This window comes from Arachnia propionica, assembly GCF_003859805.1.
In the GTDB taxonomy this organism is placed as follows: Bacteria; Actinomycetota; Actinomycetes; order Propionibacteriales; family Propionibacteriaceae; genus Arachnia; species Arachnia propionica_C.
Window position 1 is genome coordinate 73,215 of the sequence record NZ_RQZG01000012.1, and the last position, 26,053, is coordinate 99,267.

Sequence of the window (26,053 nt, forward strand, 5' to 3'; positions counted from 1 at the left end):
CGATTTGTTTCACCAGGGAGATGGTCATGAGTGTGGTGACTCCAGCCTCGGCGGCAAAGAACGGCCTGTCTCGCAGTGGCCTCTACCGTGCTGCACGGGCAGGGAGGTATGACCGGATCGCTCGGGGTGTCTATCTGTCCTCGGCAGCTGTTGCGGACTGGGACCTCGTCGAAGCGGCGGCGCGGCGCCCAGATGCGACGATCTGCCTCATCTCGGCGCTCGTGCAGCACGACCTGAGTGATGCCATCCCTGAGAGCCTTGATGTGGCGATCCCCCGTGGGGCTCGGCCTCCGGCGACCAAGGCTGCCATCGCCTGGCATCACTTCGATGTGGCCAGCTTCGAGCTCGGGCGCGTGGACATGGTGATCCCCGGTGTGGACCTGTCGATAGGTATCTACTCCCCTGAGCGCTGCATCGTGGATGCCTTCCGGTTGCGCGGCCAGTTCGGGTACGAGACAGCACGCGACGCGCTCAAGGAGTGGCTGCGGCGCGGTGGCAAGCCAGCTGACCTGATGGATATCGCGCAGCAGCTGCCGAGGGCAAGAACTCCTGTCCTGCGAGCCTTGGAGTTGTTGGCGTGACCCGAGGGGAAGAAGTGTTCCGTGCCTTTCAGGCGAAGGCACGCTCTGATGCTGCCAGACAAGGCGGTCCGACTCCGACGCAGGAGTACTTGACCCGTCATCTCTTGGAGTCTTTCCTTGACCGACTCAGTCACTCCGCGCACGGCGAGGGACATTGATGCCAACGCTGTCGGCGCAGAAGTTTCTCCTGAGTACTTGGCGCATGTGCTTGTTGACCTGGCGCGGATGTCAGAAGAGGACGGCGTGGAGTTTGATCTGGGCTCCATGAGTGTTCAGGAGATTCGTGAGCAGGGTGAGCATCCTGGCTGCAGGGTCCGCCTACGGGCTACCATCGGCCCATGGCAGGGAGTGGCTGCATGGGACGTCACCACAGGAGCCCCGATCATCCCTCCGCCACGGCTAGTGACGATTGATCGCCTGCTTGGTGATCCCTTTCGAGTGCGCGGCTACGCTGTGGAAGGCATCATTGCGGAAAAGGTTGTCACCATCTTTGGGCGTGGAATCTCCAGCACCAGATGGCGAGATCTGGTTGACATCGTGCGGCTCTGTGAGCGTGGTTTTGATTCCGGAGAACTGCGGCGCTCGGTCGAGAAGGTGGCTCAATTTCGTGGAGTTCTCGTGGGAAGCGTTGCTGAAACTCTCAAGGGATACGGAATGGCGGGACAGCGAAAATGGGCGGCATGGCGGCGTAAGGAGGGGCTTGAGGCTGTCAGTCAAGCCAGTCTGGAAGATCAGGCCATGCTGGTGGCGGGGTTCATGGACCCGATCCTCGGAAAGCAGGCGTAGGGGGCGTGAGGGCCTCTCGGCGGAAATGCTGACAGATGGGTGGTGCCTGTGGGTGAAGTTGTTGAGCTCAGCTGATCCCCCTGCTCGCCAGGTGGGCGTCGATGACGGTGCCGAGGTTCTTGGGTGCCCCTCGCGCCCGGTCGGTGAGGTGCTGACCCGGCCGCCCTGGACTGGGGTGGTTGTTGCGTGCCGTGGCGTCAGTCCTCCTGCGTCCAGTCCTTGAGGGTGGTCGGGGTGCCCTGGGCGAGCCACTTCGACAGCATCTCCGGGGCCAGGAGCTCGTCGATGACGGTGAAGGCCAGGCCGATCAGTCCGGCCCGGTCCCCGAGGGGTGAGGTGACGATGAGGAGCGAGCGGGTGGCCAAGGGCAGGGAGCGCGCCAGCACGGCCCGTCGGATGGTCGCCAGGTACAGGTCGAGCGAGCGGCCCACCCGCCCGCCGACGACGACCACCGACGGGTTGAACATGCTCACCATGCCTGCGAGCGCCTCCCCGACGGCCAGGGCGGATCGGGACAACATGTCGATGGCGACGGGATCGCCGAAGAGCGCGGCCTCGACGATGAGGCCCACGTCGAGGGGTCGGTCGGCCTCGAGGGCACTCCGGAGATGGGTGCTGCGGTCATCCCGGGCCAGGGTCCGGGCGTCCCTGACCAGCGCGCCACCCCCGGCCAGGGCCTCCAGGCAGCCGTTGTTCCCGCACCGGCAGACGACGTCGGTCCGGGTGCCGACGGCCAGGTGCCCGATGTCGCCCGCAGCGCCCTGCGCGCCCCTATGGATCCGGCCTCGTGAGAACAGCCCGGAGCCGATGCCTGTCCCGACCTTGACGTAGATGACGTCCTGGTGCCCTTGGGCCACCCCGGCACGCACCTCGCCGGTGGCCATCGCGTTGACGTCGTTGTCGACCCACGCGGCACACCGATAGCGTGCCTCGAAGAACTCCCGGACGTCGAAACCGTCCCACCCCGGCATGATCGGTGGGGCCACCGGCTTCCCGGTCGCCCATTCGACGGGGCCGGGCAGGCCGATTCCCACGCCCCACACGGATGCGGCGGGTAGATCGCCCAGCAGCCCGTCCAGCAGCGCACCGACATACCCCAGGGTGGCCACCGGGCCCTCCTTGACGTCCACCGGGGCCTCCAGCGTCGAGACGAGGTGGCCGGAGAGGTCGGCGACGCCGACCTCGCACGTCGTGGCCCCGATCTCGGCCACCAGGATGTGTCCCGCGTCGGCCTTGAACCGGAGTTCCCGAGGGGCGCGCCCGCCCGTGGAGGCCCCCAGCTGCCCTTCGGCCAGCAGGCCGGCCTGGATGAGCTGATCCACCCGGTCGGCGACCACGTTGCGGGCGAGCCCGGATTGGCGGCTGATCTCGGGACGGGTCCTGGCGCTGCCCAGACGGACCAGGTTCAGGACGTCCGTCAGGGTTCGCATCTGCTCGGACACGGTGCTGAGAAGGGGTTTTGGGTCCACTGCGCTCACCTTTCAGGTCATCCGTCCGGAGGTGCCCTGGCTATGACTCACTCGTGCAACACGGCCCGGAGTCTACCAAGAGTTGACTTTGGTCTTTCAGATACTTAAGATCGCATGACACAAGCCAAAGCAAGCCAAAGGAGTCACATGCTTAGGTTCATCAGTCCCCTCATTCGCCCCCTGGCCGTGGTCGCGACGTTCGCGGTGCTGCTCACGGGGTGCTCCACGAAGGGCGGGGCCACCTCCACCTCCAACAGTGAGGTCGACGCCAAGGTCGATGCCGCGCTCAAGAAGCTCGAAGGTACGGTCCTCAGCAAGGGGCCGCACGACGAGGAACCTGCCACGGCCGACACCGCAGAGCTCAGCGACGACGAGATCGCCGAGGTCAAGGCACTGGGGGCGACGGCGGCCATCGTCATGCACTACGGCGGAAACGACTGGTCCAACGCCCAGGTGGATGGTCTGCGCGCCGAGTTCGAGAGGCTCGGGATCGAGGTCGTCGCGGTGACCGACGCGAACTTCAAACCCGACAAGCAGGTGTCCGACATCGAGACCGTCCTGAGCAAGGAACCGGACATCATCGTCTCGATCCCCACTGACCCGGTGGCGACCGCGTCGGCCTACAAGAAGGCAGCCGACGCCGGGGTGAAGCTCGTCTTCATGGACAATTCGCCCCAGGGTCTGAAGGCAGGCGAGGACTACGTCTCCGTGGTGTCGGCGGACAACCACGGCAACGGGGTGGTCTCCGCCCATCTCATGGCCAAGGCGCTCGGTGGAGCGGGCAAGATCGGCGTGATCCATCACGAGGCCGACTTCTTCGTCACCACGCAGCGTCACGACGGGTTCACCTCGACGATCAAGGCCGAGTACCCCGACATCGAGATCGTCGCCGAGCAGGGCATCGCAGGCCCCGACTTCGCAGGAGACGCCCAGGCCGCTGCCAACGCGATGCTGAACCGGCACCCCGACCTGGCCGGGATCTGGGCGGTGTGGGACGTGCCCGCGGAGGGCGTGATGGCCGCGGCCCGGGCCTCAGGCCGCAAGGACCTGAAGATCGCCACCCAGGACCTCGGGAAGAACGTGGGCATCGGGCTGGCCAAGAACGAGCTGATCGTCGGGCTCGGGGCGCAGCGTCCCTACGACCAGGGGGTCACCGAGGCCAGGTTGGCGGCCGGGGCGCTGATCGGGAAGGAGGCGGCCCCCTACGTCGCCCTGCCCGCCCTGCCCGTGCAGCACGCCAACGTGCTCGAGGCCTGGAAACAGGTCTACCAGAAGGACGCCCCGGAGGACCTGGCCGGTGCCTTCGAGCAGTGAGGCCGACGCGACGGTGAACACACCATCTCGTCAGTGACAAGGAGGAAGTGATGACTGTTCGTCCAGACCCCGAACCGGCTCCCGTCGAGCCATCCCCCCTCGTGCAGATGCGTGGTATCAGCAAGTCCTTCCATGGTGTCCCTGTGCTGGTCGATGTCGATCTCGAGATCCTGCCCGGAGAGGTCCACGCACTCGCCGGTGGCAACGGCGCGGGCAAGTCCACGCTGATGAAGATCCTCCAGGGGGTCCACCCCCGGGATGCCGGTGAGATCGAGATCGACGGGCGGCACGTGGAGCTGAGGTCGATCCATGACGCGAGGGCGGCCGGAATCGGGATGGTCTTCCAGGAGTTCAGCCTGGTTCCCAGCCTGACCGTGGCCCAGAACATCTTCCTCACGGCGGAGCCCACCGGGACCGCTGGGCTGATCGACGACAAGGAGGCACGACGCCGAGCGGCCCGGCTCTTCGAGGACATGGGGGTGGCCATCGACCCCGCGGCCACCGTGGAGAGCCTGCCGACCGCCCTGTGGCAGCTGACCGAGATCGCCAAGGCCCTGTCCCGGGAAGCACGGGTGCTGATCATGGACGAGCCCACGGCCAGCCTCGCCAGGCATGAGGTCGAGGCGCTGTTCGAGCTGATCGAACGCCTCAAGCAGCGGGGCATCTCCACCGTCTACATCTCCCACCGCATGGACGAGGTCTACCGCATCGCCGACCGCATCACGATCCTTCGGGACGGGAAACGGCTTCTCACCGAGCCCCTGAGCTCCGTGACCCCGGAAGAGATCGTCGAAGGGATCGTGGGGCGACGTGTCGAGGGGGCCCTCGAGTACCGGGAACGGGAGCAGGCCGTCGGCGACGACGTCCTGCTGGAGGCCGTCGACCTCCGGGCGGGCAACCGGGTCAACGGGGTCTCGTTCCAGCTGCGTCGCGGGGAGATCATCGGGTTGGCGGGCCTCATGGGCAGCGGCCGGACGGAACTGGCCCGCTGCCTCTTCGGCATCGACCGCCCGGACTCCGGGGAGATCCGTGTCGACGGCCACGCGGTGGATGTGCAGAGTCCCCGCGCAGCGGTGGCGGCAGGCATGGCCCTCATCCCCGAGGACAGACGCGACCAGGGCCTGGTGCTCGATCACTCGATCCGAGAGAACATCCTGCTTCCCCTCCTCGACCGCGTCCGCTCCGGTCCACTGCTGGATCACGGCGCGGGGAAACGGCTCGCCGCCGACCTCATCTCCCGGTTCTCGGTGAAGGTGGTGGATGCCGACAAACCGGTTCGGACCCTCTCCGGCGGCAACCAGCAGAAGGTGGTGATCGCCAAATGGCTCGGTACCGAACCCAAGGTTCTCATCATGGATGAACCCACGGCCGGTGTGGACATCGGGACCAAGTCCGAGATCGTCACCATCATCCGCGGGCTGGCGGACTCCGGGTGCGGTGTCATCGTCATCTCATCCGAGTACCCGGAGCTCCTTGCGGTCAGCGACCGGGTGCTGATCCTGCGCGGAGGTCAGATCGTGAGGGAACTCGAGCGATCTGAGATCCCGGACGAAGAAACTCTTCAACTCGCTGTACTAGGAGTCTGACACATGTCCAATTCAACAACCGCGTCGCCCACGACCGAGGGGGTGCCGCTGCTGGCGCGAAGGCTCAGTTCGCTGGACTGGCGTCGCTACATCATCTACATGGCCTTCGCCGTGGTGTTCCTGCTGTTCGCGGTGACCCTGGGGAACTCCGGTTTCCTCTCCCAGAACAACCTGCTCAACATCTTCCGTCAGACCGCGACGATCTCGGTGATCGCGGTGGGCATGACCTTCGTGATCGCCTGTGCCGAGATCGACCTGAGCGTCGGGTCGGTGGCCGGGTTGTCGAGTGTGGTCAGCGCGATGACCATCGCGTCCTACGGGCTGATCCCGGGGATCATCGCCGGACTCGCCGTCGGGGCCGTCGTCGGAGCGACCAACGGTGCGCTGGTCAGCCTCCTGGGGATCCCGTCGTTCCTCGTGACCCTGGGCATGCTGGGCATCGCCTTCGGTGTCGCCCAGTGGATCACGGCCTCGGCCCCGCAGCCCATCCTCGACGACACCTTCAACACGATCTTCGGTGGCGGCGACATCGGTCCGATCCCCGGACTGATGATCTGGATGATCCTCGCGGTGACGGTCGGTGCGATCGTCCTCAACCGCACCAGGTTCGGGCGCCAGGTGCTGGCCACCGGAGGGAACCGCACCGCAGCGGAGTTCACCGGGATCAACACCAGGCGGATCAAGTTCTCCGTCCTCCTGATCTCCGGAGTCGCGGCATCCCTGGCGGGCATGCTCTACGCGGGACGACTCCAGTCGGGGCGTTTCCAGTGGGGCGCCGGTGATGAACTCTCCGCGATCGCCGCCGTCATCCTCGGAGGAACGAGCCTCTTCGGTGGTTCCGGCGCCATCGTCGGGACCCTGATGGGAGCCCTGCTGATCGGACTCATCAACAACGGACTGATCCTGGCCGGTCTCGACTCCAGCCAGCAGCAGGTGATCCGTGGCGTCATCATCATCCTCGCCGTCGCCCTGGCCCGGAAGAAGTGATCCCATGACCAGAGAGAAGATTCGTTCCGGCATCATCGGGGCCGGGTTCATCGGAGGCGTGCATGCCTATGCGGTACGGGCCGCCGGTGGGCGACTGACCCGCATCGCCGATGCAACCTTGGAGTCCGGCCGGAAGGCCGCCGGGCGGCTCGGTGCCGAGGAGGCGTCGGCCTCCCCCGAGGAACTCATCGCCTCCGACGACGTCGACATCGTCCACATCTGCACCCCCAACGTCACCCATGCCGCGCTCGCGCAGCAGGCCATCGCCCACGGCAAGGCCGTCATCTGTGAGAAACCGCTGGCGACGACGGTCCCGGATGCCGAACGGCTCACCGAGCTGGCCCGTGAGGCCGGAGTCCTGACCGCCGTCCCCTTCGTCTATCGCTTCCATCCGCACGTGCGGGAGACCCGGGCCCGGATCGCCGCAGGTGATGCCGGTCGGCTGTGGATGCTGCACGGCTCCTACCTGCAGGACTGGCTGTCGCGCAGCGACGACACGAACTGGCGGGTCGACCCTGCAGTGGGGGGCGTCTCCCGGGCCTTCGGGGACATCGGTGTGCACTGGTGCGACCTCATGGAGTTCGTGACCGGACAACGGATCGTCCGGCTCTCGGCCCGAACGGCGCAGGCCTTCGACAACCGTTCCGGGACCGAGGACGGGGCGGTGGTCATGTTCGAGACCGACGGTGGTGCCTCAGGATCGCTGGTGGTCAGCCAGGTCTCACCGGGGCGGAAGAACCGGTTGTGGTTCTCCTTCGACGGCACGGACGCGTCCTTCTCCTTCGACCAGGAGTCACCTGAATGGCTGTGGGTCGGACGGCGTGAGGAGAGCTGCATCCTGCCGCGGAACCCACTCACCGAACACCCGGGGGCCGGGAGGCTGTCCCGCCTTCCAGCCGGTCATCCGCAGGGCTACCAGGATGCCTTCAGCGCCTTCGTCGCTGATGTCCACGAGGCATTCCGAGGAGGTACCCCTGATGGCTTGCCCACTTTCGACGACGGCCTGCGTGCGGCCCGGATCACCGAGGCCGTGGTGGCCTCATCCGCTGAATCAACGTGGAAGGAGCTGATCCCATGAAACTGGGATTCCTGACAGCATGTCTGCCCGACCGATCCCTGGCGGAGATCGTGTCCTGGGCGGCCGACGAGGGTTTCGAGGCCCTCGAGGTGGCGGCCTGGCCGGCGCTCGGCCACAGACCGTTCACCGCAACGCACATCGTCGCCGAGAACTTCGGGACCGAGCAGGTCGATCAGGTGCAGGAACTGCTCGCCGACAAGGGGGTCGACATCTCCTCCCTCGCCTACTACGACAACAATCTGCACCCCGACCCCACCGAGCGGCAGGCGATCAACACCCACGTCCTGGCCTGCATCGACGCGGCCGCGCTGCTCGGTGTGCCCACCGTGGGCACGTTCATCGGGAGGGACTGGACCAGGTCGGTCCGGGAGAACCTCAGCGAGGCCGAGGAGGTTTTCCGGCCGCTCGTGGACCGTGCCGGTGAGAAAGGGGTCAAGCTCGTCATCGAGAACTGCGTCATGGAGGGCTGGCACCCGGACGGCTACCCGGGCAACCTCGCCTATTCGCCGGAGCTGTGGGAGTGGATGTTCTCGCTCGGCCTCCACCTCAACTTCGATCCCAGTCATCTGGTGTGGATGGGCATCGACCCGGTGACGGCGATGACGCCCTACGTGGATCGCATCGCCCACGCCCAGGCCAAGGACATCCAGCTCTTCCCGGATCGGCGTGACCGTTACGGCTGGCCCGGTGTCACCGTCAATCGGCAGGACCCCTGGGACGTCGGCTGGTGGCGGTACCGGGTGCCGGGACTGGGCGAGGTGGACTGGAGGCGAGTCGTCGACGCCCTCTACGAGCACGGATTCGACGGTGTGCTCTCGGTGGAGCACGAGGACCCCGTCTGGGGAGGCACCGAGGTGAAGGTCAAGACAGGACTGCAGATCGCGCACCAGACCCTGCGACCACTGATGGTCGCGTGAACAATCAGGAAAGGAAACATCATGAAACTGGGCTACTGCTCAATCACCTGGGGCGGAGTGGTGGGCCACCCCGCCGGGGTCACCAGCGTCAAGGACCTCTTCTACCGGGCCAACGGGGACACACTCCAGGCGGTCCGGGAGATCGGCGAGGTGGGGTACCGGGGTGTCGAGATGTTCGACGGCAACGTCGCCGAGTTCGAGGGTGACCCGCGTGTCCTCACCGATGCCCTGCAGGCGGCGGGACTGGAACTCGTCAGCGTCTACACGGGGGCCAACTTCATCTACGCCGACATCCTTCCCGACGAGCTGCACCGGGTGCGTCGTGCGGCCCAGCTGGCTGCCAGCTTCGGCGCGAAACGGCTGGTGGTCGGGGGTGGTGCCCGCCGGGCCGCAGGCACCACCGATGAGGACTACGCCCGGCTCGGCGAATCGTTGGATGTCGTGTGCGACATCGCGGAGGAGCACGGTCTGGAGGCCAGCTACCACCCGCACCTCGGCACCATCGTCGAGAACCCCGATGAGATCGAGAGAGTGCTCGGCAGGAGCCGGATCGCCTTCTGCCCTGACACCGCGCATCTCGCGGCCGGTGGTGGGAACCCGGCCGAACTCATCCGGAGGTATCCCGATCGGGTCAGACACGTGCACCTCAAGGACTTCCGGCCGGACCCCTTCGGGTTCCTGCCGCTGGGGGCCGGGGTGCTGGATCTGCCCGACATCATCTCCGCCATCGCCGAGGCCGACTACGACAGCTGGCTCATGGTGGAGCTCGACGAGTACGACGGCGACCCGCAGGAGGCCGCCCGCATCAGCAAGGACCACCTGACGAAGGTGTTGGCCGAGGCCGGCATCCCACTCGACTGACGGACAAGAACGGACAAGGAGCAACAGACATGCAGGAACTCAACGTGGGACTCATCGGCGGCGGTTTCATGGGCAAGGCCCATTCGCTCGCGTACGCCGCGATGCCGATGTTCTTCTGGCCGGCACCGGCCATCCCGGTGCGCAGGATCGTCGCGGAGGCCGACGCGGAGCTGGCGGCCACGGCGGCCAGGCGATTCGGGTTCGAGCGCTCGACCGCTGACTGGCGTGAGATCATCGAGGACCCGGACATCCATGTCGTCGACATCGCCACCCCGAACAACCTGCACGCGGAGGCGGCCATCGCGGCAGCCCGGGCCGGCAAGCACATCATCTGTGAGAAGCCTCTGGCCCGGACCAGTGAGGAGGCCAAGGCGATGTACGACGCGGTCAAGGATGCGGGCATCGTCCACATGGTCGCCTTCAACTACCGCCGCACGCCCGCGGTGATGCTGGCCAGGAAGTACATCGAGGAGGGGGCCATCGGGAAGATCCTGAGCTTCCGCGGGACGTATCTCCAGGACTGGAGCGCCGATCCCGACTCCCCGCTGTCGTGGCGGTTCCAGAAGTCCATCGCGGGCTCCGGCACACTGGGTGACATCGCCACCCACGTGATCGACATGGCGCGGTACCTGGTGGGTGAGATCGCGTCGGTCAACGCCATGATGACCACGTGGATCCCGGATCGCCCGGTCCAGTCCGGAGGGGCTGACCTGCTCGGGACCAGCAAGGATTCTGACGGTCCCCGCGCCGAGGTCGATGTCGATGACGAGGTGATCACGATGCTGAGGTTCGCGGACGGTGCCATCGGATCGCTGGAGGCGACCCGGAATGCGTACGGGCGGAACAACTTCATCACCTTCGAGATCCACGGAACCGAGGGCTCGATCCACTTCAACTACGAGCGACGTGACGAGCTCCAGGTCTGCTTCGCCGCCGACGATCCGGACCGTCGGGGATTCCGTACCGTCTACACGGGCCCGGCGCATCCCTGTGGTGATGCCCTGTGGCCGATTCCCGCGCTGGGGATCGGGTACGGGGAGACGAAGATCATCGAGGCGCACGACTTCTTCAAGGCGATCGTCGAGGGTGGTGCCGTCAGTCCCAACTTCGCCGATGGCTACCAGATCGCGTTGATCGACGACGCCATCGTCGAGTCGGCGGCGTCGGGCAGCTGGGTCGAGGTGCCCACGGTCGAGGGCTGACCCAGGTGCGGTGTTTTCTGCCATTCTCCCTGCTCGACGGGTCCCTGTCGGCGAGAAAATGGCAGAAAACACCGGTGGTCGGCCCTCAGCTGATCCCCCGGCTGGCCAGGTAGGCGTCGATCACGGTGCCGAGTTCGGCGATGTCGGCCTGCTCGTCTCCCGTGACGGTGCCGAGCAAGGGGAGGGTGCCCCGGAACAGGGCCGTGGCCTGGCGGGCCGCCAGCTCCAGTTCGGCGCGGGGGAGGGTGGGGTTGCGAGCGGCCAGCAGGTCGACCAGGCGGGTCGCGAAGGCCTGGTTCGCGCCGTCGACCTCCTCACGCAGCTCCTCGGGCAGGTTGGGGTGGGCGTAGATCATGGTGAAGGTCGCATTGGCACGTTTGAACTCGGCCAGGGGGGCCAGGAGCGCTGCGATCATCCCGTCGCGGGGGGTCGTGGCGTCGATGGTGGGCCACACCTGGCCGTAGACCTCGCCCAGCCGTGTGAGGTAGTCCCGGACGACGGCGTGCAGGATGTCGGTGCGGTCGCTGAAGTACTGGTACAGCGAGCCGGGTGAGATCCCGGCCTCCGCAGCGATCGCGTTGGTGGTGGCCCGGTCCACGCCGTCGCGGGCGAAGACCACGACGGCGGCCTCGATGATGGCGGCCATCCGGGCCAGGCCGCGGGCGGAACGCTGGGTCGCCACAGTTCCTCCTTGTGAATGCAAGCAAAAGCTCGTACAGTGAATGCGAGTTGATGCTCGCATTGAGAGGATAGCGCAGTGAACCGCACCATCGGCACCCTGGAGACCTTCCCCATCGGCCTGGGCTGCATGGGCATGACCATGTCCTACGGCCCCGTGGACAAGGCGGAGGCGGCGGCGACGCTGCAGGCCGCCGTCGACGCCGGGGTCACCCTCTTCGACACCGCCCAGATGTACGGTGGTGGTCGCAACGAGGCCTTCATCGGCCCGCTGCTCGCCCCGTACCGCGACCGGGTCATCCTGGCCACCAAGACCGGCATCCGCACCCGACTGGGTGGGCTCCCCACCGGCCTGGACGGGCGCCCCGAATCCATCCGCAGGGGACTCGACGGCTCGCTGAAGCGGCTGCGCACCGACCACATCGACCTGCACTACCTGCACCGCGTGGACCCGAAGGTGCCGCTGGAGGACAGCGTCGAGGCCCTGGCCGACGGTGTGCGGGCGGGCAAGGTCCGCCACATCGGGCTCAGCGAGGTCACCGGCGACCAGCTGCGCCGCGCGCACGCCGTCCACCCCATCGCCGCGGTGCAGATGGAGTGGTCGCTGTTCTCCCGCTCCCTGGAGGACGACGTGCTGCCGGTCGCCCGGGAGCTGGAGGTGGCGGTCGTCGCCTACTCGCCGCTCGGGCGGGGGATGCTCACCGGCTCGGAGGCCGCGACGACGAAGCTCTCGCTCCTCGACTACCGTCGTTTCCTGCCACGCTGGCGCAAGGAGAACCTGACGGCGAACCTCCAGGCCGTGGAGCTGATCCGGCAGATCGCTGCCCGCCACGACGCCACCCCCGGGCAGGTCGCCCTCGCCTGGGTGCTGGCCCAGGGCGACGACGTGATCCCGATCCCCGGTTCCAAGCGTCGCCGTCACCTCAAGGAGAACCTCGAGGCCCTGCAGCTCGGGCTCGGCCCGGACGACCTGGCCGGGCTCGACCGGATCAGGGCCCAGGGTGACCGGTACGGGCGCCTCGGGGTGAGCGCGGAGGAGTGAAACGCAACGGGGCCCGGATCGCTCCGGGCCCCGCAGTGCTGGTTGAGGATCAGCGTCTACGGTTCTTCCGCTCGTCGATGATGATCGCGACGACGATGATCGCGCCCTTGACCACCCACTGCCAGTAGGTGGAGACACCCATGAGGCTCAGACCGTTGTTGATCACACCGATGATCATGGTGCCGGCCATCACACCCCAGACGGTACCGATGCCGCCACTGAAGGAGGTGCCGCCGATGACTGCGGCGGTGATGACGTCGAGCTCCATGACGAGACCGTAGGTGGGCGCACCGGCACCGGTGCGTGCGGTGAGGATGATGCCCGCCACACCTGCCAGGAGACCGATCAGGGCGTAGATCTTGAACTGGGTCTTCGGCACCGAGATACCGGAGACCTTCGCCGCCATCTCATTGCCACCGATGGCGTAGATGTGACGGCCGAAACGCGTGCGGTTGAGGACGAACCACATGATGACGGCGGCCAGCACCAGGATGAAGATGGGAGTGATCCCCGCACCGATCAGGTTGAACTTCCAGGCCACGTTCGAGATGGGGCGGCCGTCGGAGTACAGGTTCGCAGCGCCACGTGCGGCGGTCATCATGCCGAGGGTCGCGACGAACGGCGGGATGCGGAAGATCGCGACCAGGCTGCCGACGACACCGCCGACCAGGGTGCCGACGAGCAGGGCGGCGATCACGGAGACGAAGATCGGCAACCGTGGCAGCCCGGCGAAGAAGGTGCCCTCTCCCGGGACTTGGGCGAGTGAGGCCGCGACCACGGCCGCCAGCGCAGCGGTGGAGCCCACGGACAGGTCGATGCCCTTGGTGATGATCGCTGCCATCATGCCCAGACCGATGATGCCGATGGGGGCCACCTGCACCACCACGTTGAGCAGGTTGGTCGGCTGCAGGAACCGACCACCCGTGATGATGCCGAACAGGATCACCATGCCGAGCAGGATGAACAGGATCGAGTAGGTGCGCAGGAAGTTGCCCCAGTCGAATCGGGCGCTGGGGTGGGAGATGCTTGCGGTGTCAGACATTGGTGTTTCCTTCGAACGCGGCGGCGTCATCGCCTCCGGTGGCCAGGTGCATGACGGATTCCTGGTTCGCCTCCTCGCGGGAGAGCTCACCGGAGATGCGCCCCTCGTGCATGACGAGGATGCGGTCGCTCATCCCGAGGACCTCGGGGAGCTCGGACGAGACCATGATGATTGCCTTGCCCTCCTGGGCCAGCAGGCACATCAGACGGTGGATCTCGGACTTCGCACCGACGTCGATGCCTCGCGTCGGTTCGTCGATCATGAGCACCTCGGGCAGGGTGAGCAGCCAGCGGGAGATCAGTGCCTTCTGCTGGTTGCCGCCCGAGAGGTTCTGGATCAGTTGGTGCAGCGACGGCGTCTTGATGCGGAGCTTCTCACGCTGCTCCTCGGCGTCGGTCCTCATCCTCGAGACGTTGAGGATGCCGCTCGGGCTGTACCGGGGCAGGGCCGCGGCGGTGATGTTGTCACTGACCGACAGCACCCCCATGATGCCGTTGAGCTTTCGGTCCTCGGTGAGCAGGGCTATCCCGGCCTTGATCGCGTCCGCGGGCTGTTTGATGTCCAGCTTCTTGTCGTCCAGCCAGACCTCACCGGAGTCGGCCCGTTCGATGCCGAAGATGGTCTCCAGCACCTCGGTGCGCCCGGCCCCCATGAGACCGGCCAGACCGAGGATCTCGCCTCGACGCAGCTCGAAGCTGACGTCACGCACCAGCTTGCCCCGGTTGAGCCCCCGCACACTGAGCACGACCTCCCCGATCTCGGCCTCCAGCTTCGGGAACAGGTCCGTCAGCTCGCGCCCGACCATCAACTGGATCAGCTTGTCACGGTTCAGCTCCTTGGCCTCGTACGAGCCGACGTGCTGGCCGTCGCGGAAGACGGTGATGTCGTCGGAGATCTTGAAGACCTCGTCCATCTTGTGCGTGATGTAGATGATGGCGACACCGAAGTCGGTGAGCCGTTTGATCATCCTGTGCAGGTGCGCCACCTCCCGCTCCGGGATGGCGGAGGTGGGCTCGTCCATGATGATGATCTTCGCGTCGTAGCTGATGGCCTTCGCGATCTCGACCATCTGCTGCTTCGCCACCGTCAGGTTCTTCATCCGAGTGCGTGGGTTGATGTCGATCTCCCACTCGTCGAACAGCTCCTGGGTCTTGTCGATGATGGCCTTCGGGCTGAGCAGCCCGAACCGTCCGCGTTGCTCACGACCCAGCCAGATGTTCTCCGCCACCATCATCTCGGGAACGGGGGAGAGCTCCTGGTGGATCATCGAGATCCCGTGCTCCAGCCCGTCCTTGGTGTTCTTGAAGTTGACGATGTCGCCGGCCAGCTCGACGATGCCCTCGTCGGGGGTGTACATCCCGATCAGGCACTTCATGAGCGTCGACTTCCCGGCCCCGTTCTCCCCCATGAGGGAGTGGACGGTACCGCTGCGGACGTCAAGGTCCACGTTGTCCAGGGCCACGACGCCCGGAAAGGTCTTGCGGATGCCCTGCATCCGCAGAATCACCTCGTGCATGTGTTCTCCTTCGAAGATGGAGTCTCAGCTACCTGAGGCCTGCTCATCGGTTCCGGTACTGGTCCATGTTCTCGGGCGTCACCAGCTGGTAGGGGACGTTGATGACATCGTCGACGCGGTCCTTGTTGATCATCGTGATGGCGGTGTCGACGCTGGCCTGACCTTGCCCCTTGGCGTCCTGGAAGACGGTGACCTCCAGTTTCCCCGCCTCCATGGCATTGAGGGCATCCCCGGTGGCGTCGACCCCACCGACGACCACGTCGTTCAGCTTCCCGGCGTTCTCAAGGGCGGTGATGGCACCGAGCGCCATCTCGTCGTTGTTGGCGCAGATCACGTTGACCTCTGCTCCGGACTGCAGCAGGTTCTCGGTGAGCTCCAGGCCCTTCTCCCGCTTCCACAGGCCGGTCTGGGAGAACACCACCGGCATGTTGTACTTCGCGGCGACCTCCTCGCAACCCTTGGTCCGGAGCTGGGCGGCCTCCTGGCTGGTGTCGCCCTGCAGGATGGCGACATTGCCCTTGTGGTCCACCAGTTTGGCGAGTTCCTCCATCTCCAGCTGACCGGAGATCAAGGAGTCCGAGCCGACGTAGGGGATACCGTCGGGAAGATCCTTGGGGCGGCGGTTCACGTAGATCAAGGGGATGTTCTCCGCCTGCGCCTTCTGCGTGATCTGGCTGGTGGTGGCGGTGTCCTGCGGCAGCACGATGAGGGCGTCGACCTTGTCGGTGACGAAGGTCTCGACCTGGTTGAGCTGGACCTCGATCTTCTCGTCGGCCGAGACGACCGTCACCTGGACGACCTCCTTGCCGGCCTTGTCGTTGATCTCCTTCGCCCGGGCCTCGATGGCGTTGGCGACGTTCTGCAGGAACTGGTCCAGCAGGGGGAACGAGACGCCGATGCGGATCACCTTGTCGGTGTCCTTCGGCAGGACCGGGTTACCGGGGGCGTAGTCCACCGTGGTGGTCTGGCCGTCCGCGGCGTCGGGGGCGGGGGCGGGATCATCCGTCCAGCCACAGGATGTCAGGGCCAGGACGGCCCCCATCATCGGCGCCAGGAGCTTCAGTAGTCGCTTCATGGTTCTCACTTCCTTGTGTGGCCTCCCGGCCGGGGTGCGACCGAGCAACGGGTTGATCCTCCCCCACCGGGGCCATATATGTCAATACAAATGGCCGGTTTGTTACGTCAGGGTGCCCTTCAGCCCTTCAGCTCCTGCTCGATCCGTTCCCGCATCCGCACGTGGATGGCGTCGGCATCCTCCTCCCAGCCGAAGACACACACCGAGACGGGGCCGTCGTAGGAGATCTCCCGCAGGTAGCCGAACACCTCGTCCCACGGCACCTCCCCGTTGCCGATCTCGTTGTGCTGGTGGATGCGGGCGTCCACGCCGGGCGGGTTGATGATGTAACGGTTCCCGACGTTCGCCAGGTGGTTCCACACATCCGCGATGTGGACGTGGCGCAGCCGTGGCCCGGCGTACTCCATCATCGCCCGCGGATCGCCACGGCCCTGGGAGAGGTGGAACATGTGGGGCAGGCAGAACTCGTAGTTCAGCCACGGCTTGTTGACCCCGCGCACGATCTGCACGGCCCGCTCATTCGTCTCGACGAAGTCGTACGGGTGGGCCTCGATCGTGCACTCGATGCCACGCTTCTCGAAGTCGGGGATCAACTCCTCGATGGAGCGGTAGAACTGGTGCTCCGACTTCAGCGGCTCGTTCGGGTCTCCCGAGAACTCGGTGGCGATGAGCGGCACCTCCAGCTCCTCCGCGATCTCCAGGAGGCGACGGAAGTTGCGGACCTGCGCCTGCCGCTCCTGCTCGTCGGGGGAGGACCAGTTGAACACGGGGTTGAACGTCCAGATCTTCACCCCCGACTCGCTCATGGCCTTCTTGACCTTCGCGATCTCGACGTCGTCGACCTTCGGGTAGTGGTGCCACTCGTGGAAGTCGGCGCGCGGTGACAGCTCGATGTACTCGTAGCCCAGGTCCGCGGCCTTGAAGCACTCCTCGGCGACGCTGAGGTGCGGGTGGTACATCGACGGGTCCAGCAGGATCTTGACCATGTTCTCTTCTCCTCAGGCGTAGAACTCGGGTTTCGGCAACATCTCGACGTCCACCCAGCCGTCGACCTCCAGGGCCTGCACCCCCGCGTCGCACACGGCGGCGGCCGCGTAGCCGTCCCAGCTGGACGAGCCGGTGTGCCGGTCCTTCGCGACGGCGGTGATCCATTCCTGCACCTCGCGCACGAAGGCGGTGCCGAAGCGCTGGTTGTGGTCCATGGTCAACCGGTTGCGCCGCCCCTGCAGGTCGGCGCGCTGCACCAGTTCCTGGTCGCCGAGCCGCACCGCACCGGTCTCACCCACCAGTTCGCACTGGATGTCGTAGCCGTACTGGCAGTTGACGAACACCTCGTCGTCGACCCGCACCCCGGAGGTCGTCTCCAGGATGAGGATCAGCGGGTCCTGCAGGTGCGGGAACCGGTGGCTGGTGCGTTTCGGTTTGTCGACGCGGACCCGGGTGAACTCCTCACCCAGCAGCCACCGCATGGTGTCGATCTCGTGGATCGCGGTGTCGTTGATGGCCATGTCCCAGGTGTACGACTCCGGCACGGTGGGGTTGCGGTGGGCGTTGTGCACCATGAGCGCCTCGCCGATCTCGCCGGCGTCGTAGAGGGCCTTCATCTCCTGGTAGGAGGGGTCGAAGCGGCGCATGAAACCGACGGTGACCAGGCGCTTCCCGGCGTGCTGCTCGGCGGCCATGATGCGTTGACAGGCGTCGGCGGTCGGCGCGAGGGGTTTCTCGCAGAACACGTACTTGCCCGCCTCGATCGCGGCGATGACGTCCGCCTCGTGGGCGGGGCCGTGGCTGCAGATCATCACCGCGTCCACGTCGGGCGAGGCGATGAGCTCGGCCGAGCTGCCGAAGGCCTGCCCGTCGATCATCCCCGCCACCTTGACCGCGTTGTCGGCGTTGAGGTCCGCGACGGCGACGACCCTCCCGCCCGCGATGACCGAGTGGATGCGGTGGATGTGGGCCTGCCCCATGCCGCCGGGGCCGATCATTCCGATGCGCAGTGTCATGTCACAACCTCACTTCACACCCAGGCCGATGGAGGCCAGGTACTCGCGGACCTTGATGGCGTTGGGCAGCGGGTAGGAGGGGTCGCAGCCGTACATGTCCTGCTCGCAGATGACGTAGAGCTCCTTGTCGAGGTCGGCCAGCGCCTCCACCAGGGACGGCATGTCGGGCTCCCCCTCCGGCGGTGGCACGGAGCATCCCGCCTTGACGGCCTTGACGAAGGGCCAGTCCTCGTCGTGGGCCTGCTTGACGATCTTCGGGTCCATCGCCTTGATGTGGACGTAGGAGATGCGCTCCGGGTAGTCCTTGATGAGCTCGATGTTGTCGGCCATGCCGTAGACGATGTGCCCGGTGTCGAGGCAGAAACCGACGTACTCGGGGTCGGTGGCCTGGAAGATCCGGTCGATGTCCTGGCGGGTCTCGATGTGGGAGTCGCCGTGGGGGTGGAGGACCAGTTTCAGCCCGTAGTCCTCCTTCATCATCCGGCCCAGCCGGTTGGCATTGGTGATGTAGAGCTCCCAGGCCTCGCCGTCGAGATGGCGGACATCGGTGAACTCGCCGGTGTGTTCGTCGCGGAACATCGGTGGCAGGTGGACGACGTACTCGGCGCCGACGGCGGCGTGGGTCTCACCGACCCGGCGGAACAGCGCCTCGGTGTCGGCCCAGGCCTCTGCCTGGTGCAGGATGCCCCAGGCGGTTCCGGCGACGACCCGGAAGCCGCGGGCCCCCATCTCCTCGGCCAGTCGCCTCGGGTCGGTGGGGAAGTAGCCGAACGGGCCGGTCTCCATCACGGAGAACCCGGCCTCGGCCATCTGGTCGAGGGCCTGCTCCCACGGGATCTGCAGCGGGTCCTCGGGGAACCACACACCCCACTGGTCGGGGCACACGCCGAGGGTGAGCTTGTGGTAGCGGGGGTCGGGGTTGCGGGACTTGTCCATCATTGGCCTTCCGGGTGATGCGCGTCTTCGGGCAGCTTCAGCGTAGGCAGCCCAAAATGTTCTGTCAATTGATCTACACGATGTGGACGCGCGGGTCCGTGGCGTCGTGGACGTGCTGTGAAACCCGGATCACGGGAGGTTGCGTGGTGCTGCTAATGTGCGGACAAACAGCGCCGGAGTGGGTGCACAGAGTGGAGGTCGACGTGGAACACAAGGTCATCGGGGTCGGGGTCATCAGCCTGGGCTGGATGGGACGGCTGCACACCCGCAGCTATCGTGCCCTGAGGGAACGGTTCCAGGATCTCGGGGTCGAGGTGCGGCTCGTCGCGGCCGCCGACGCCCAGGAGAGCGTGTGCACCGAGGCCGTCCGGTCCCTCGGCTTCGAGCGGTCGTACCGCGACTACCACGAGCTGCTGGCCGATCCCGAGGTCGACGTGGTGAGCATCTGCTCCCCGAACTTCCTGCACCACGAGATGGCGATGGCGGCGATCGCAGCGGGCAAGCCGTTCTGGATCGAGAAGCCGATGGGGGTGAGTGCCGCCGAGTCCAAGGAGATCGCCGAGGCCGCGGACCGGGCGGGACTGGTGACCGCCGTCGGGTTCAACTACCGGCACACCCCGGCCATCCAGCGGGCCCGGCAGCTCATCCGCGACGGCAGGCTCGGGCGGATCACCAATGTGCGATGCTGGCTGATCGCCGACTACGCGAGCTCCCCGACGGGGCCGCTCACCTGGCGGCACAGCATCGCCAAGTGCGGACACGGGGTGCTGGGTGACCTGCTCAGCCACGGCGCGGACCTGATGCAGTACCTGGTGGGGCGGATCGACGCGGTGACGGCGACGACGGCGCAGTTCATCACGGAGCGTCCGATCCCCACCAAGATCGGGGTGGGGCACTCCGGCTGGGAGGTCTCCGACGAGATGGGGCCGGTGGAGAACGAGGACCTCGTGGCGGTGCTGGCGAAGCTGGAGGGCGGGGCCTTCGCCACGCTCGAGGCCAGCCGGATCGCGGTGGGGCCGCGCGCCGAGTACGTCATCGAGGTCTACGGCACCAACGGGTCGCTGCGCTGGAACTTCGAACACCTCAACGACCTCCAGGTCTGCATCGGTGGTGACCAGGAGTTCCAGGGCTACACCCGCGTGATGGCGGGTCCGGAGTTCCCCCACTTCACCACGTTCCAGCCCGGTGCGGGCACGTCGATGGGCTTCGACGACATGAAGGCCGTCGAGGCGTCGCTGTTCATCCGCTCGGTGGTCACGGGCCAGCAGCTGGCCCCGTCGGCCTCCGACTGCTGGGCGGCGGCGGAGATCGACGAGGCGGCGGTCCGTTCGGCGGCCGATGGCCAGTGGCACCGGGTTCCCGAGGTCACCGGAAGGACCACCTGGGCCGACTGAACAGGCTGCCCGCCTCTGGTGGGTCAACCCCTCGTGGCGCACTGGAAGCGGGAGCCCTGGCGGCCAGCCACACGGCAACCGGAACCGCAGTGCAGATGAGTCCCGCCAAGGAACCGATGGTCGGCCATGGGAGTGCGGGGTGCCCCGGCAGATTTCTCTCGTCAGCCACTGCTCCGAGCCAGATGGCGCCGGCACCCAAGCTGGTGGTGACCACTGATGACAGGATCAGTCCTCTGCCCGTCCAACGGTGGATTCTGCCTCTGTGCATGTCTCCCCGATTCTCATTCAGTTGCAGGAATTCCTGACGTGCCCCAGGTACCTCCCCCGTTTCCTCCAAGGTCAACGGTTCCGGGAGGCGTGTTCAGGCAAGCGCCAAAATGGCTCTGGCCAGGTACTTCACTGTTCCCTGCGACGATCCGCCCTCGCAGTGCATCCGCCAAGCCGCGACGAGGACATCACGAGGTGCCGACATCGTCCTTCGGGACGCAGCAGGCCAGTGGTGGAGCATGGTTCGTCTCATCACGAATCGCCGAGAAAGGTGGTCGGGTGCCACAAGACGACATCGGGGGATGGTGCTTGGCCACTCCTGCGCAGGAGGTGGTGCGGTCACGGTTCAGCACGCCGCGATCCCCGGCGACCGGTGACCAGCCGCGCCACCAGCAGGATCCCCGTGCTGACCACCGCGCCCGCCGCGACCACCAGACCCAGGACCCGCATCCGGGCGGGCATCAGGTCGGGCGCGACGGCCGGTGGGGTGACCACCTCGGCAGGTGACGGTTCGACGACGGGGAAGCGTGGGTTCTGCGGCCCCACCATGCCACCGTCGTTGATGAGGGCCAACGCCGCGTGGGGCGCGACCAGGCCCCAACCCAGCACGTCGTCCCGCGCGCCACGGTTCGTCCGCAACGCCGTCGCGAGGATCCGGTACTCCCAGTCCGCCGGGGACTCCCCAGGATGGGCCGCCGCGACCAGGGCCGCCACCCCGCCCACGTACCCCGTCGCGAACGACGACGCCGGTTGAGCGCCTGCCAGCACACAGTCACCCCACTCCAGGAACGTGGTGAGCACCTCTGCCCCCGGTGCCGCGACCTCCACGTGTGGGCCGTGGACCACCGCATCCGACGGGACACCGTCGAGGGAGGTCGCGGTCACCGACAACACCTCCGGGTAGGCCGCCGGGTACCGGGGGCCCGTGCGGTCCCGGCCCCGCTCCACGTTTCCCGCAGGGGCCACCACCAGCGCGCCCAACCCGGTGGCGTGGGTGACGGCCTCGTGCAGCTCGGGTGAGTCGACGGTGGCCGCCAACGGCACCACGACCACCTGCGCCCCCTGCTCGGCCGCCCACCGGATGCCCTGCGCGGTCAGTTCCGGTGTCGGCTCCGGCACGTCGCTGTTGCGGTCGCCGGTGTAGACCCGCACCGGCAGGATCGTCGCCTCCGGGGCCACGCCCACCAGCCCCGATCCGTCGACGGCCCGTGCCGCGATCTGCCCCGCGACGGCGGTGCCGTGCCCCTGCACGTCCACCCGGGCGTCGCCCTCCCCGGTCAGGTCGAGGCCCGGCAGCACCGCCTCGCCCAGGTGCGGGTTGTCGGCCGCCACCCCGGAGTCCACGACGGCGACCGTCACCGCCCCGCGCGTGAGCTGCCACGCCCGCTCCATCCCGAGCACGCCCAGCGCGGCCGGTGGCCCCGCCACCCAGGAGGTCGTCCCCACCTGGCAGTCCTGGGGTTCCTCCGCGAACGCCGGGAACGGACAGGAGGTCGTCAGCACGGCAGCCGCCGTCCCGAGCAGCGCCGCGACCCGACGCATCACCGCACCCCCACCGTCGCCCACGCCCCCTCCGGGTCGAGGGTGGTGCCCGGCGGGATCAGCCCGGTCCACTCCGCCGGGAGATCGACGATGCGTGCCTGCTCGTAGCCCAGCCGTGACAACGACTCCTCGGGGGAGTTCCCCAGCCCGTGCACCAGGCCCAGATCGGAGACCAGCATCACCTGCCCCAACTCGCCACCAGCATTCGCCCGCACCAGCGCCCCGGACCCGCCGAGCACGGAACTGGATGCCCTGTCGGAGCTCAGTTTCTCCTCGACGGTGCCGTTGCCGGGCAGGGCGGCGGCCAGGGCGTTGCGTTCCATCGATCCCAGCAGGGTCAGCGGTTCACCGGCCGCGTCACGGCTGAGGCTGGCGCAGGGGATGGCATCCGGCGGCACGACGTCGTGGATCTGGGTGGGCCAGTCCGCCGGGGCCAGGCCCGCATGCTCCACCTCCAGGCCGGCCATGTCACTGACCGAGGCGGTCAGTGGTGCCGACGACGGGTACAGTTTCGCCGCGACCTGGCTCAACGGGGCCGCCCGTCCCGCCCCGGTGATGACGTAGCGACGACTCGCGGCACCGTCGCCGACCTCGACGACGCTGCCCACCACGGCCTCGGACAGCGCCGGTGGCATGTCAGCGGCGGGCTGCCCCGCATCCGGGACGCTCAGGGGCTGCAGCACCGAGCCGGGTGGGAACAGGGCCAGCCAGCTGGCCGGCACCGTGACCGGCGGGGTGGTCTCCAGCCCCAGTGCCAGCAGCACCGCCGTCCGGTGCTCCTGCGGGATGAGGTGCCTGACCCCGTCGGTGACCAGGTGCAGCTGGTCCTCGGTGCTCACCACCGCCGCGTCGCGTCTGACGTGCCCGGTGGGAAGATCCGCCACCCAGGTGTGGGTGCCGGAGGTCAGGGGGCAGGACAACCACAGGTCGGAGCGCAGGTCCTTCGCCGACGGGACGTCGTCGGGCACCCCGGTCAACCCGATGGGGGCACCGCGGGTGATGCCGTCGATGGTGTCGGCGGAGACCTCACTGGTCTGGTACCGGCCACGCTCCGCCAGCAGCTTCGCCGAGGTGATGTTGGTCACGGGGTGGAGCACCGCGTCGATGCTGTAGTAGCGCGCCCCGGAGCCCTTGACGACGATGAGGGTGGAGTTGTGCCAGTCGCGGGGCAGCTTCGGTGACAGCCAGCCGAGGATCACCGCGACCAGCAGCATCACCGCCACCAGGGCGACACCCACCATCATCGGGGCGAAGGCCGAGCGGGGCTCCACCTCCTTGCCCTCGGGGACCCCCGAGGCGAAGGCGGTCACGAGGCGTTGCCGGTTGTACTTCTGGGCCTCCAGGATCTCCTTGTGGGAGGGCATCAGAGGATCCCCCACACCAGTGCGGCCAGGGGAAGCAGCGCCAGCAGCGCCACCACGCCCACCGCGTCGACGACGCGGGCCCATGCGGGGCGGTGGGCGGGGGAGACCACGTTGACGGCCAGCACCAGCCCCGCCGTGACGAGCAGCGCGCCCAGCAGCCACGGCAACGCGGCGGGCAGGACGAGGTTCGTCGCGATCGCGGCGACGAGGGTGAGCACCATGCCGGTCAGCACCCCGATCAGCACCTCCACTGACGACCGCAGCGCCCGGGTGGCCAACATCAGCGCCACCCCGGCGGTGGCGAGCAGCGCGATCCCTCCGGCCGAGGTGCTGAGCAGTGGTGCCATGATCAGCAGACCGACGCTGCTCCCGGCCTTCAACGAGATGACCAGGGTCCTGGCCAGGGCGACGGCGCGACCGACGGTGGCGCCGTCGATGCGGGACCGGTCGTCGCGGGTGCCGAGGGAGACCGGCAGACGTGCGATGGCGACCCACGGTGCGCTGAGCGAGATCACGACCAGCAGCGCCACGACCAGGGCGCCTGCGGATTCCGGTGGGGTGTGGCCGAGCTGGATCAGGCCACCCGCAAGCAGGAGGGAGAGTCCCGTGGTGAGCGGTGCGGCCAGGGAGGCCTTGAGTTCGGCGGGGAGGGTCAGCAGGGCCGTCGCGCCGAGGGCGAGACCTGCTCCTGCGGCCATCAGGGGGAGGGCGAACCAGGGACCGGAGGCCCACGCGAAGGCGCTGCAGCCGAGCAGGACGGGGACGGTGTGGCCGAGCGCCAGGGCGCCGGAACGGTTGGGGATGCGGGCGATGACGGCGGTGGCCAGGGTGGTGAGCCCCGCTCCTGCGATCCCGATGGTCGCGGTGAGGGTGACGTCGCGGCTGCCCGTCGCCAGCAGCACGGCCGCCAGCAGCACCAGGCACGCGGCGCAGTGGGCGGACAGCTGCACCGAGTCCTGCTCGCTCCACGGGGTGGAACGGTCGGCTACGGCGATGCCGACGGCCTCGACCAGGTCGTCGTAGCGCTGGTCGTCGGGGCTCTCGCCGGTGACGTCCAGCATCAGCAGCGCGCCGGCCCTGATGCCCTGCTCGGGCAGGGAACGTGCCTGGGAGAGGACCCGCCCCGAGGCGGTGCGCAGTGTGAAGCCCCGGGTGGCGGAGGTCGGGTCGAGGGAGCTGACCGCTCGCACCATGCCGGGCAGCAGCTCCGCGACGGCGATGTCCGGGGGCACACTGAGGTCCACCTGTTCCCCGTGGGCGGTCACGGTGATGGGCAGCAGCTGTGGCAGATCGGTGGATCTGGTGGACGACATGGCTCCTCCTCGGGCTCCAGTGTGGCGGGTGAGGAGGCGGGGTTGCCACCCGGTTGGCCCGAAGGAATCGACACCGATCCACCGTCGCCGCGTCGTGCCTTGTCAGGGCGAGATGTGTGAGGTGTGTCGATTCCTGGGGCAGAAATCTCCCGGACAGGACTTTCGCGATGACCCCTTTTGGCCGTAAGTTCATGGCTGTCACCGCTCCAGGCCACCCCGGCGTGGACGGATCTTCGACGGAGAGGACAGCCATGGCAGAACAGATGAGAGTCGTCGATCAGGCGCTGGTGTCAGCGGCCAAGCGGACCGAGGAAGTCGCGGCATCCGTACGGACCAAGATCGATACGGTCGTGAGCCACAAGGGGGATTCGACGGCGGGTTGGGGTGGCCCGGCGGCACTCGCGATGCAGGCGACCGTGGATCGCTGGGCGGAGGCCGCGCGGCCCATCGTCACGGCTCTTGAGGAGCTGGCGGGCAAGCTCAGGATCACGGATGCGGAGAACGTCCGCACCGAGGAGGAGCAGACCGCGGTGTACACCCAGATCCAGAGCCGGATGGGCTGAGACGAGAAGACAGGGAGAACGAGCATGAGCACTGGTGAGATCAAGGTCAACTACTCGTCGATGGAGGCCCTCCGGGGTGGTCTGCGGCAGCAGTCCGCGGAGATCCAGACGCAGCTGGACGATCTGGAGGCGACGGCCAACCAGCTCTGGGGCAACTGGGACGGCGACGCGAAGGAGGCGTTCGCCCAGGCCAAGGCGCGGTGGAGCGCCTCGATGGCGCAGATGCACGAGATCCTGGGCGACACGGAGGCGAAGGTGGGTGCCTCGGCGATGCAGTACGCCGACACCGACCGGGCCAACGCGCAGCGGATGCTCTGACGACAGGGATCAGGCGCGGCCCCACGTGGTGACGTGGGGCCGCGCCTGCGTCGTGTCGTCGGACTGATCGAACCGACCCGTCGGACTGACCGGACCGACCCGTCGTTTCGCCGCCCCGGGTCAGAAGTGCCTGTGTTGCTGCAGTTTCGCCTGCCTTGGGTGGGGTTTGCCTGCCTAAAATCGAATTGCCTGTCCAATAAGACAGGCAATTCGAAACAA

24 protein-coding genes are annotated in these 26,053 nt (G+C 67.3%); 13 read left to right on the forward strand and 11 right to left on the reverse strand.

Annotated elements, in window-relative coordinates; all coding sequences use genetic code 11:
* Positions 1–26: 26 nt before the first annotated feature.
* Entirely contained in the window at positions 27–581 is a 555-nt protein-coding gene (locus EII34_RS10795) for a type IV toxin-antitoxin system AbiEi family antitoxin domain-containing protein (protein ID WP_124845168.1), read from the forward strand.
* Positions 582–698: 117 nt separating this feature from the next.
* A complete protein-coding gene (locus tag EII34_RS10800) occupies positions 699–1,367 on the forward strand; it encodes a nucleotidyl transferase AbiEii/AbiGii toxin family protein (RefSeq protein ID WP_221620276.1) in 669 nt (222 codons plus the stop codon).
* Positions 1,368–1,564: 197 nt separating this feature from the next.
* On the opposite strand, the gene EII34_RS10805 is transcribed toward EII34_RS10800, so the two are convergent.
* The gene (locus tag EII34_RS10805) at positions 1,565–2,797 is read right to left on the reverse strand and encodes an ROK family protein (protein WP_124845169.1); all 1,233 of its coding nucleotides are present in this window, start codon (positions 2,795–2,797) and stop codon (positions 1,565–1,567) included.
* Between the two features lie 186 nt (positions 2,798–2,983).
* Between EII34_RS10805 and EII34_RS10810 the strand changes: the two genes are divergently transcribed.
* The 7 genes from EII34_RS10810 to EII34_RS10840 are packed head-to-tail and all read left to right on the forward strand — an operon-like array spanning position 2,984 to position 10,781.
* Positions 2,984–4,150, forward strand: coding sequence for a substrate-binding domain-containing protein (locus EII34_RS10810; protein WP_124845170.1), 1,167 nt, complete (start codon positions 2,984–2,986; stop codon positions 4,148–4,150).
* Between the two features lie 50 nt (positions 4,151–4,200).
* Positions 4,201–5,736 (forward strand): sugar ABC transporter ATP-binding protein, encoded by a 1,536-nt coding sequence (locus EII34_RS10815; RefSeq protein WP_260425130.1) that lies wholly within the window; start codon positions 4,201–4,203, stop codon positions 5,734–5,736.
* Positions 5,737–5,739: 3 nt separating this feature from the next.
* The gene (locus EII34_RS10820; protein WP_124845171.1) at positions 5,740–6,723 is read left to right on the forward strand and encodes an ABC transporter permease; all 984 of its coding nucleotides are present in this window, start codon (positions 5,740–5,742) and stop codon (positions 6,721–6,723) included.
* 4 nt (positions 6,724–6,727) lie between these two features.
* A complete protein-coding gene (locus EII34_RS10825) occupies positions 6,728–7,801 on the forward strand; it encodes a Gfo/Idh/MocA family protein (RefSeq protein WP_124845172.1) in 1,074 nt (357 codons plus the stop codon).
* Positions 7,798–8,718, forward strand: coding sequence for a sugar phosphate isomerase/epimerase family protein (locus tag EII34_RS10830; RefSeq protein ID WP_124845173.1), 921 nt, complete (start codon positions 7,798–7,800; stop codon positions 8,716–8,718). Before EII34_RS10825 ends, EII34_RS10830 begins: the two co-directional genes overlap by 4 nt.
* A 21-nt stretch (positions 8,719–8,739) precedes the next feature.
* Positions 8,740–9,579: a sugar phosphate isomerase/epimerase family protein gene (locus EII34_RS10835; protein ID WP_124845174.1), complete on the forward strand. Its 840-nt coding sequence runs from the start codon at positions 8,740–8,742 to the stop codon at positions 9,577–9,579.
* Between the two features lie 29 nt (positions 9,580–9,608).
* Entirely contained in the window at positions 9,609–10,781 is a 1,173-nt protein-coding gene (locus tag EII34_RS10840; protein WP_124845175.1) for a levoglucosan dehydrogenase, read from the forward strand.
* An 85-nt stretch (positions 10,782–10,866) separates the two neighbouring features.
* Here the strand turns inward: EII34_RS10840 and EII34_RS10845 are convergent, their stop codons facing one another.
* Positions 10,867–11,463 (reverse strand): TetR/AcrR family transcriptional regulator, encoded by a 597-nt coding sequence (locus EII34_RS10845; RefSeq protein WP_185711301.1) that lies wholly within the window; start codon positions 11,461–11,463, stop codon positions 10,867–10,869.
* A gap of 75 nt (positions 11,464–11,538) precedes the next feature.
* Between EII34_RS10845 and EII34_RS10850 the strand changes: the two genes are divergently transcribed.
* On the forward strand, positions 11,539–12,501 hold the full coding sequence (locus EII34_RS10850) for an aldo/keto reductase (RefSeq protein ID WP_260425131.1): 963 nt from the start codon (positions 11,539–11,541) through the stop codon (positions 12,499–12,501).
* A gap of 49 nt (positions 12,502–12,550) precedes the next feature.
* On the opposite strand, the gene EII34_RS10855 is transcribed toward EII34_RS10850, so the two are convergent.
* The 6 genes from EII34_RS10855 to EII34_RS10880 form a co-directional block, all read right to left on the reverse strand.
* Positions 12,551–13,543, reverse strand: coding sequence for an ABC transporter permease (locus tag EII34_RS10855; protein WP_124845177.1), 993 nt, complete (start codon positions 13,541–13,543; stop codon positions 12,551–12,553).
* A complete protein-coding gene (locus tag EII34_RS10860; RefSeq protein ID WP_124845178.1) occupies positions 13,536–15,059 on the reverse strand; it encodes a sugar ABC transporter ATP-binding protein in 1,524 nt (507 codons plus the stop codon). Before EII34_RS10860 ends, EII34_RS10855 begins: the two co-directional genes overlap by 8 nt.
* Positions 15,060–15,102: 43 nt before the next feature.
* A complete protein-coding gene (locus tag EII34_RS10865) occupies positions 15,103–16,134 on the reverse strand; it encodes a sugar ABC transporter substrate-binding protein (protein ID WP_124845179.1) in 1,032 nt (343 codons plus the stop codon).
* 119 nt (positions 16,135–16,253) lie between these two features.
* On the reverse strand, positions 16,254–17,120 hold the full coding sequence (locus EII34_RS10870) for a sugar phosphate isomerase/epimerase family protein (protein WP_124845180.1): 867 nt from the start codon (positions 17,118–17,120) through the stop codon (positions 16,254–16,256).
* A 12-nt stretch (positions 17,121–17,132) separates the two neighbouring features.
* Positions 17,133–18,137 carry a Gfo/Idh/MocA family protein gene (locus tag EII34_RS10875; protein WP_124845181.1) on the reverse strand — a complete coding sequence of 335 codons (1,005 nt, stop codon included), beginning with the start codon at positions 18,135–18,137 and terminating at the stop codon, positions 17,133–17,135.
* 9 nt (positions 18,138–18,146) lie between these two features.
* Positions 18,147–19,076 carry a TIM barrel protein gene (locus EII34_RS10880; RefSeq protein ID WP_124845182.1) on the reverse strand — a complete coding sequence of 310 codons (930 nt, stop codon included), beginning with the start codon at positions 19,074–19,076 and terminating at the stop codon, positions 18,147–18,149.
* Between the two features lie 200 nt (positions 19,077–19,276).
* Between EII34_RS10880 and EII34_RS10885 the strand changes: the two genes are divergently transcribed.
* Positions 19,277–20,467 carry a Gfo/Idh/MocA family protein gene (locus tag EII34_RS10885; RefSeq protein WP_395858084.1) on the forward strand — a complete coding sequence of 397 codons (1,191 nt, stop codon included), beginning with the start codon at positions 19,277–19,279 and terminating at the stop codon, positions 20,465–20,467.
* Positions 20,468–21,073: 606 nt separating this feature from the next.
* On the opposite strand, the gene EII34_RS10890 is transcribed toward EII34_RS10885, so the two are convergent.
* The 3 genes from EII34_RS10890 to EII34_RS10900 are packed head-to-tail and all read right to left on the reverse strand — an operon-like array spanning position 21,074 to position 24,953.
* On the reverse strand, positions 21,074–22,300 hold the full coding sequence (locus EII34_RS10890; protein ID WP_124845184.1) for a S8 family serine peptidase: 1,227 nt from the start codon (positions 22,298–22,300) through the stop codon (positions 21,074–21,076).
* Positions 22,276–23,640 carry a type VII secretion protein EccB gene (gene eccB / locus EII34_RS10895; protein ID WP_185711302.1) on the reverse strand — a complete coding sequence of 455 codons (1,365 nt, stop codon included), beginning with the start codon at positions 23,638–23,640 and terminating at the stop codon, positions 22,276–22,278. Before eccB ends, EII34_RS10890 begins: the two co-directional genes overlap by 25 nt.
* Positions 23,640–24,953, reverse strand: a complete 1,314-nt coding sequence (locus EII34_RS10900; protein WP_124845186.1) for an EsaB/YukD family protein — start codon at positions 24,951–24,953, stop codon at positions 23,640–23,642. Before EII34_RS10900 ends, eccB begins: the two co-directional genes overlap by 1 nt.
* 251 nt (positions 24,954–25,204) lie before the next feature.
* Here EII34_RS10900 and EII34_RS10905 point away from each other — a divergent pair, with 251 nt between their 5' ends.
* On the forward strand, positions 25,205–25,516 hold the full coding sequence (locus EII34_RS10905) for a WXG100 family type VII secretion target (protein ID WP_185711303.1): 312 nt from the start codon (positions 25,205–25,207) through the stop codon (positions 25,514–25,516).
* 24 nt (positions 25,517–25,540) lie between these two features.
* The gene (locus EII34_RS10910; protein WP_124845188.1) at positions 25,541–25,834 is read left to right on the forward strand and encodes a WXG100 family type VII secretion target; all 294 of its coding nucleotides are present in this window, start codon (positions 25,541–25,543) and stop codon (positions 25,832–25,834) included.
* Positions 25,835–26,053 lie beyond the last annotated feature (219 nt).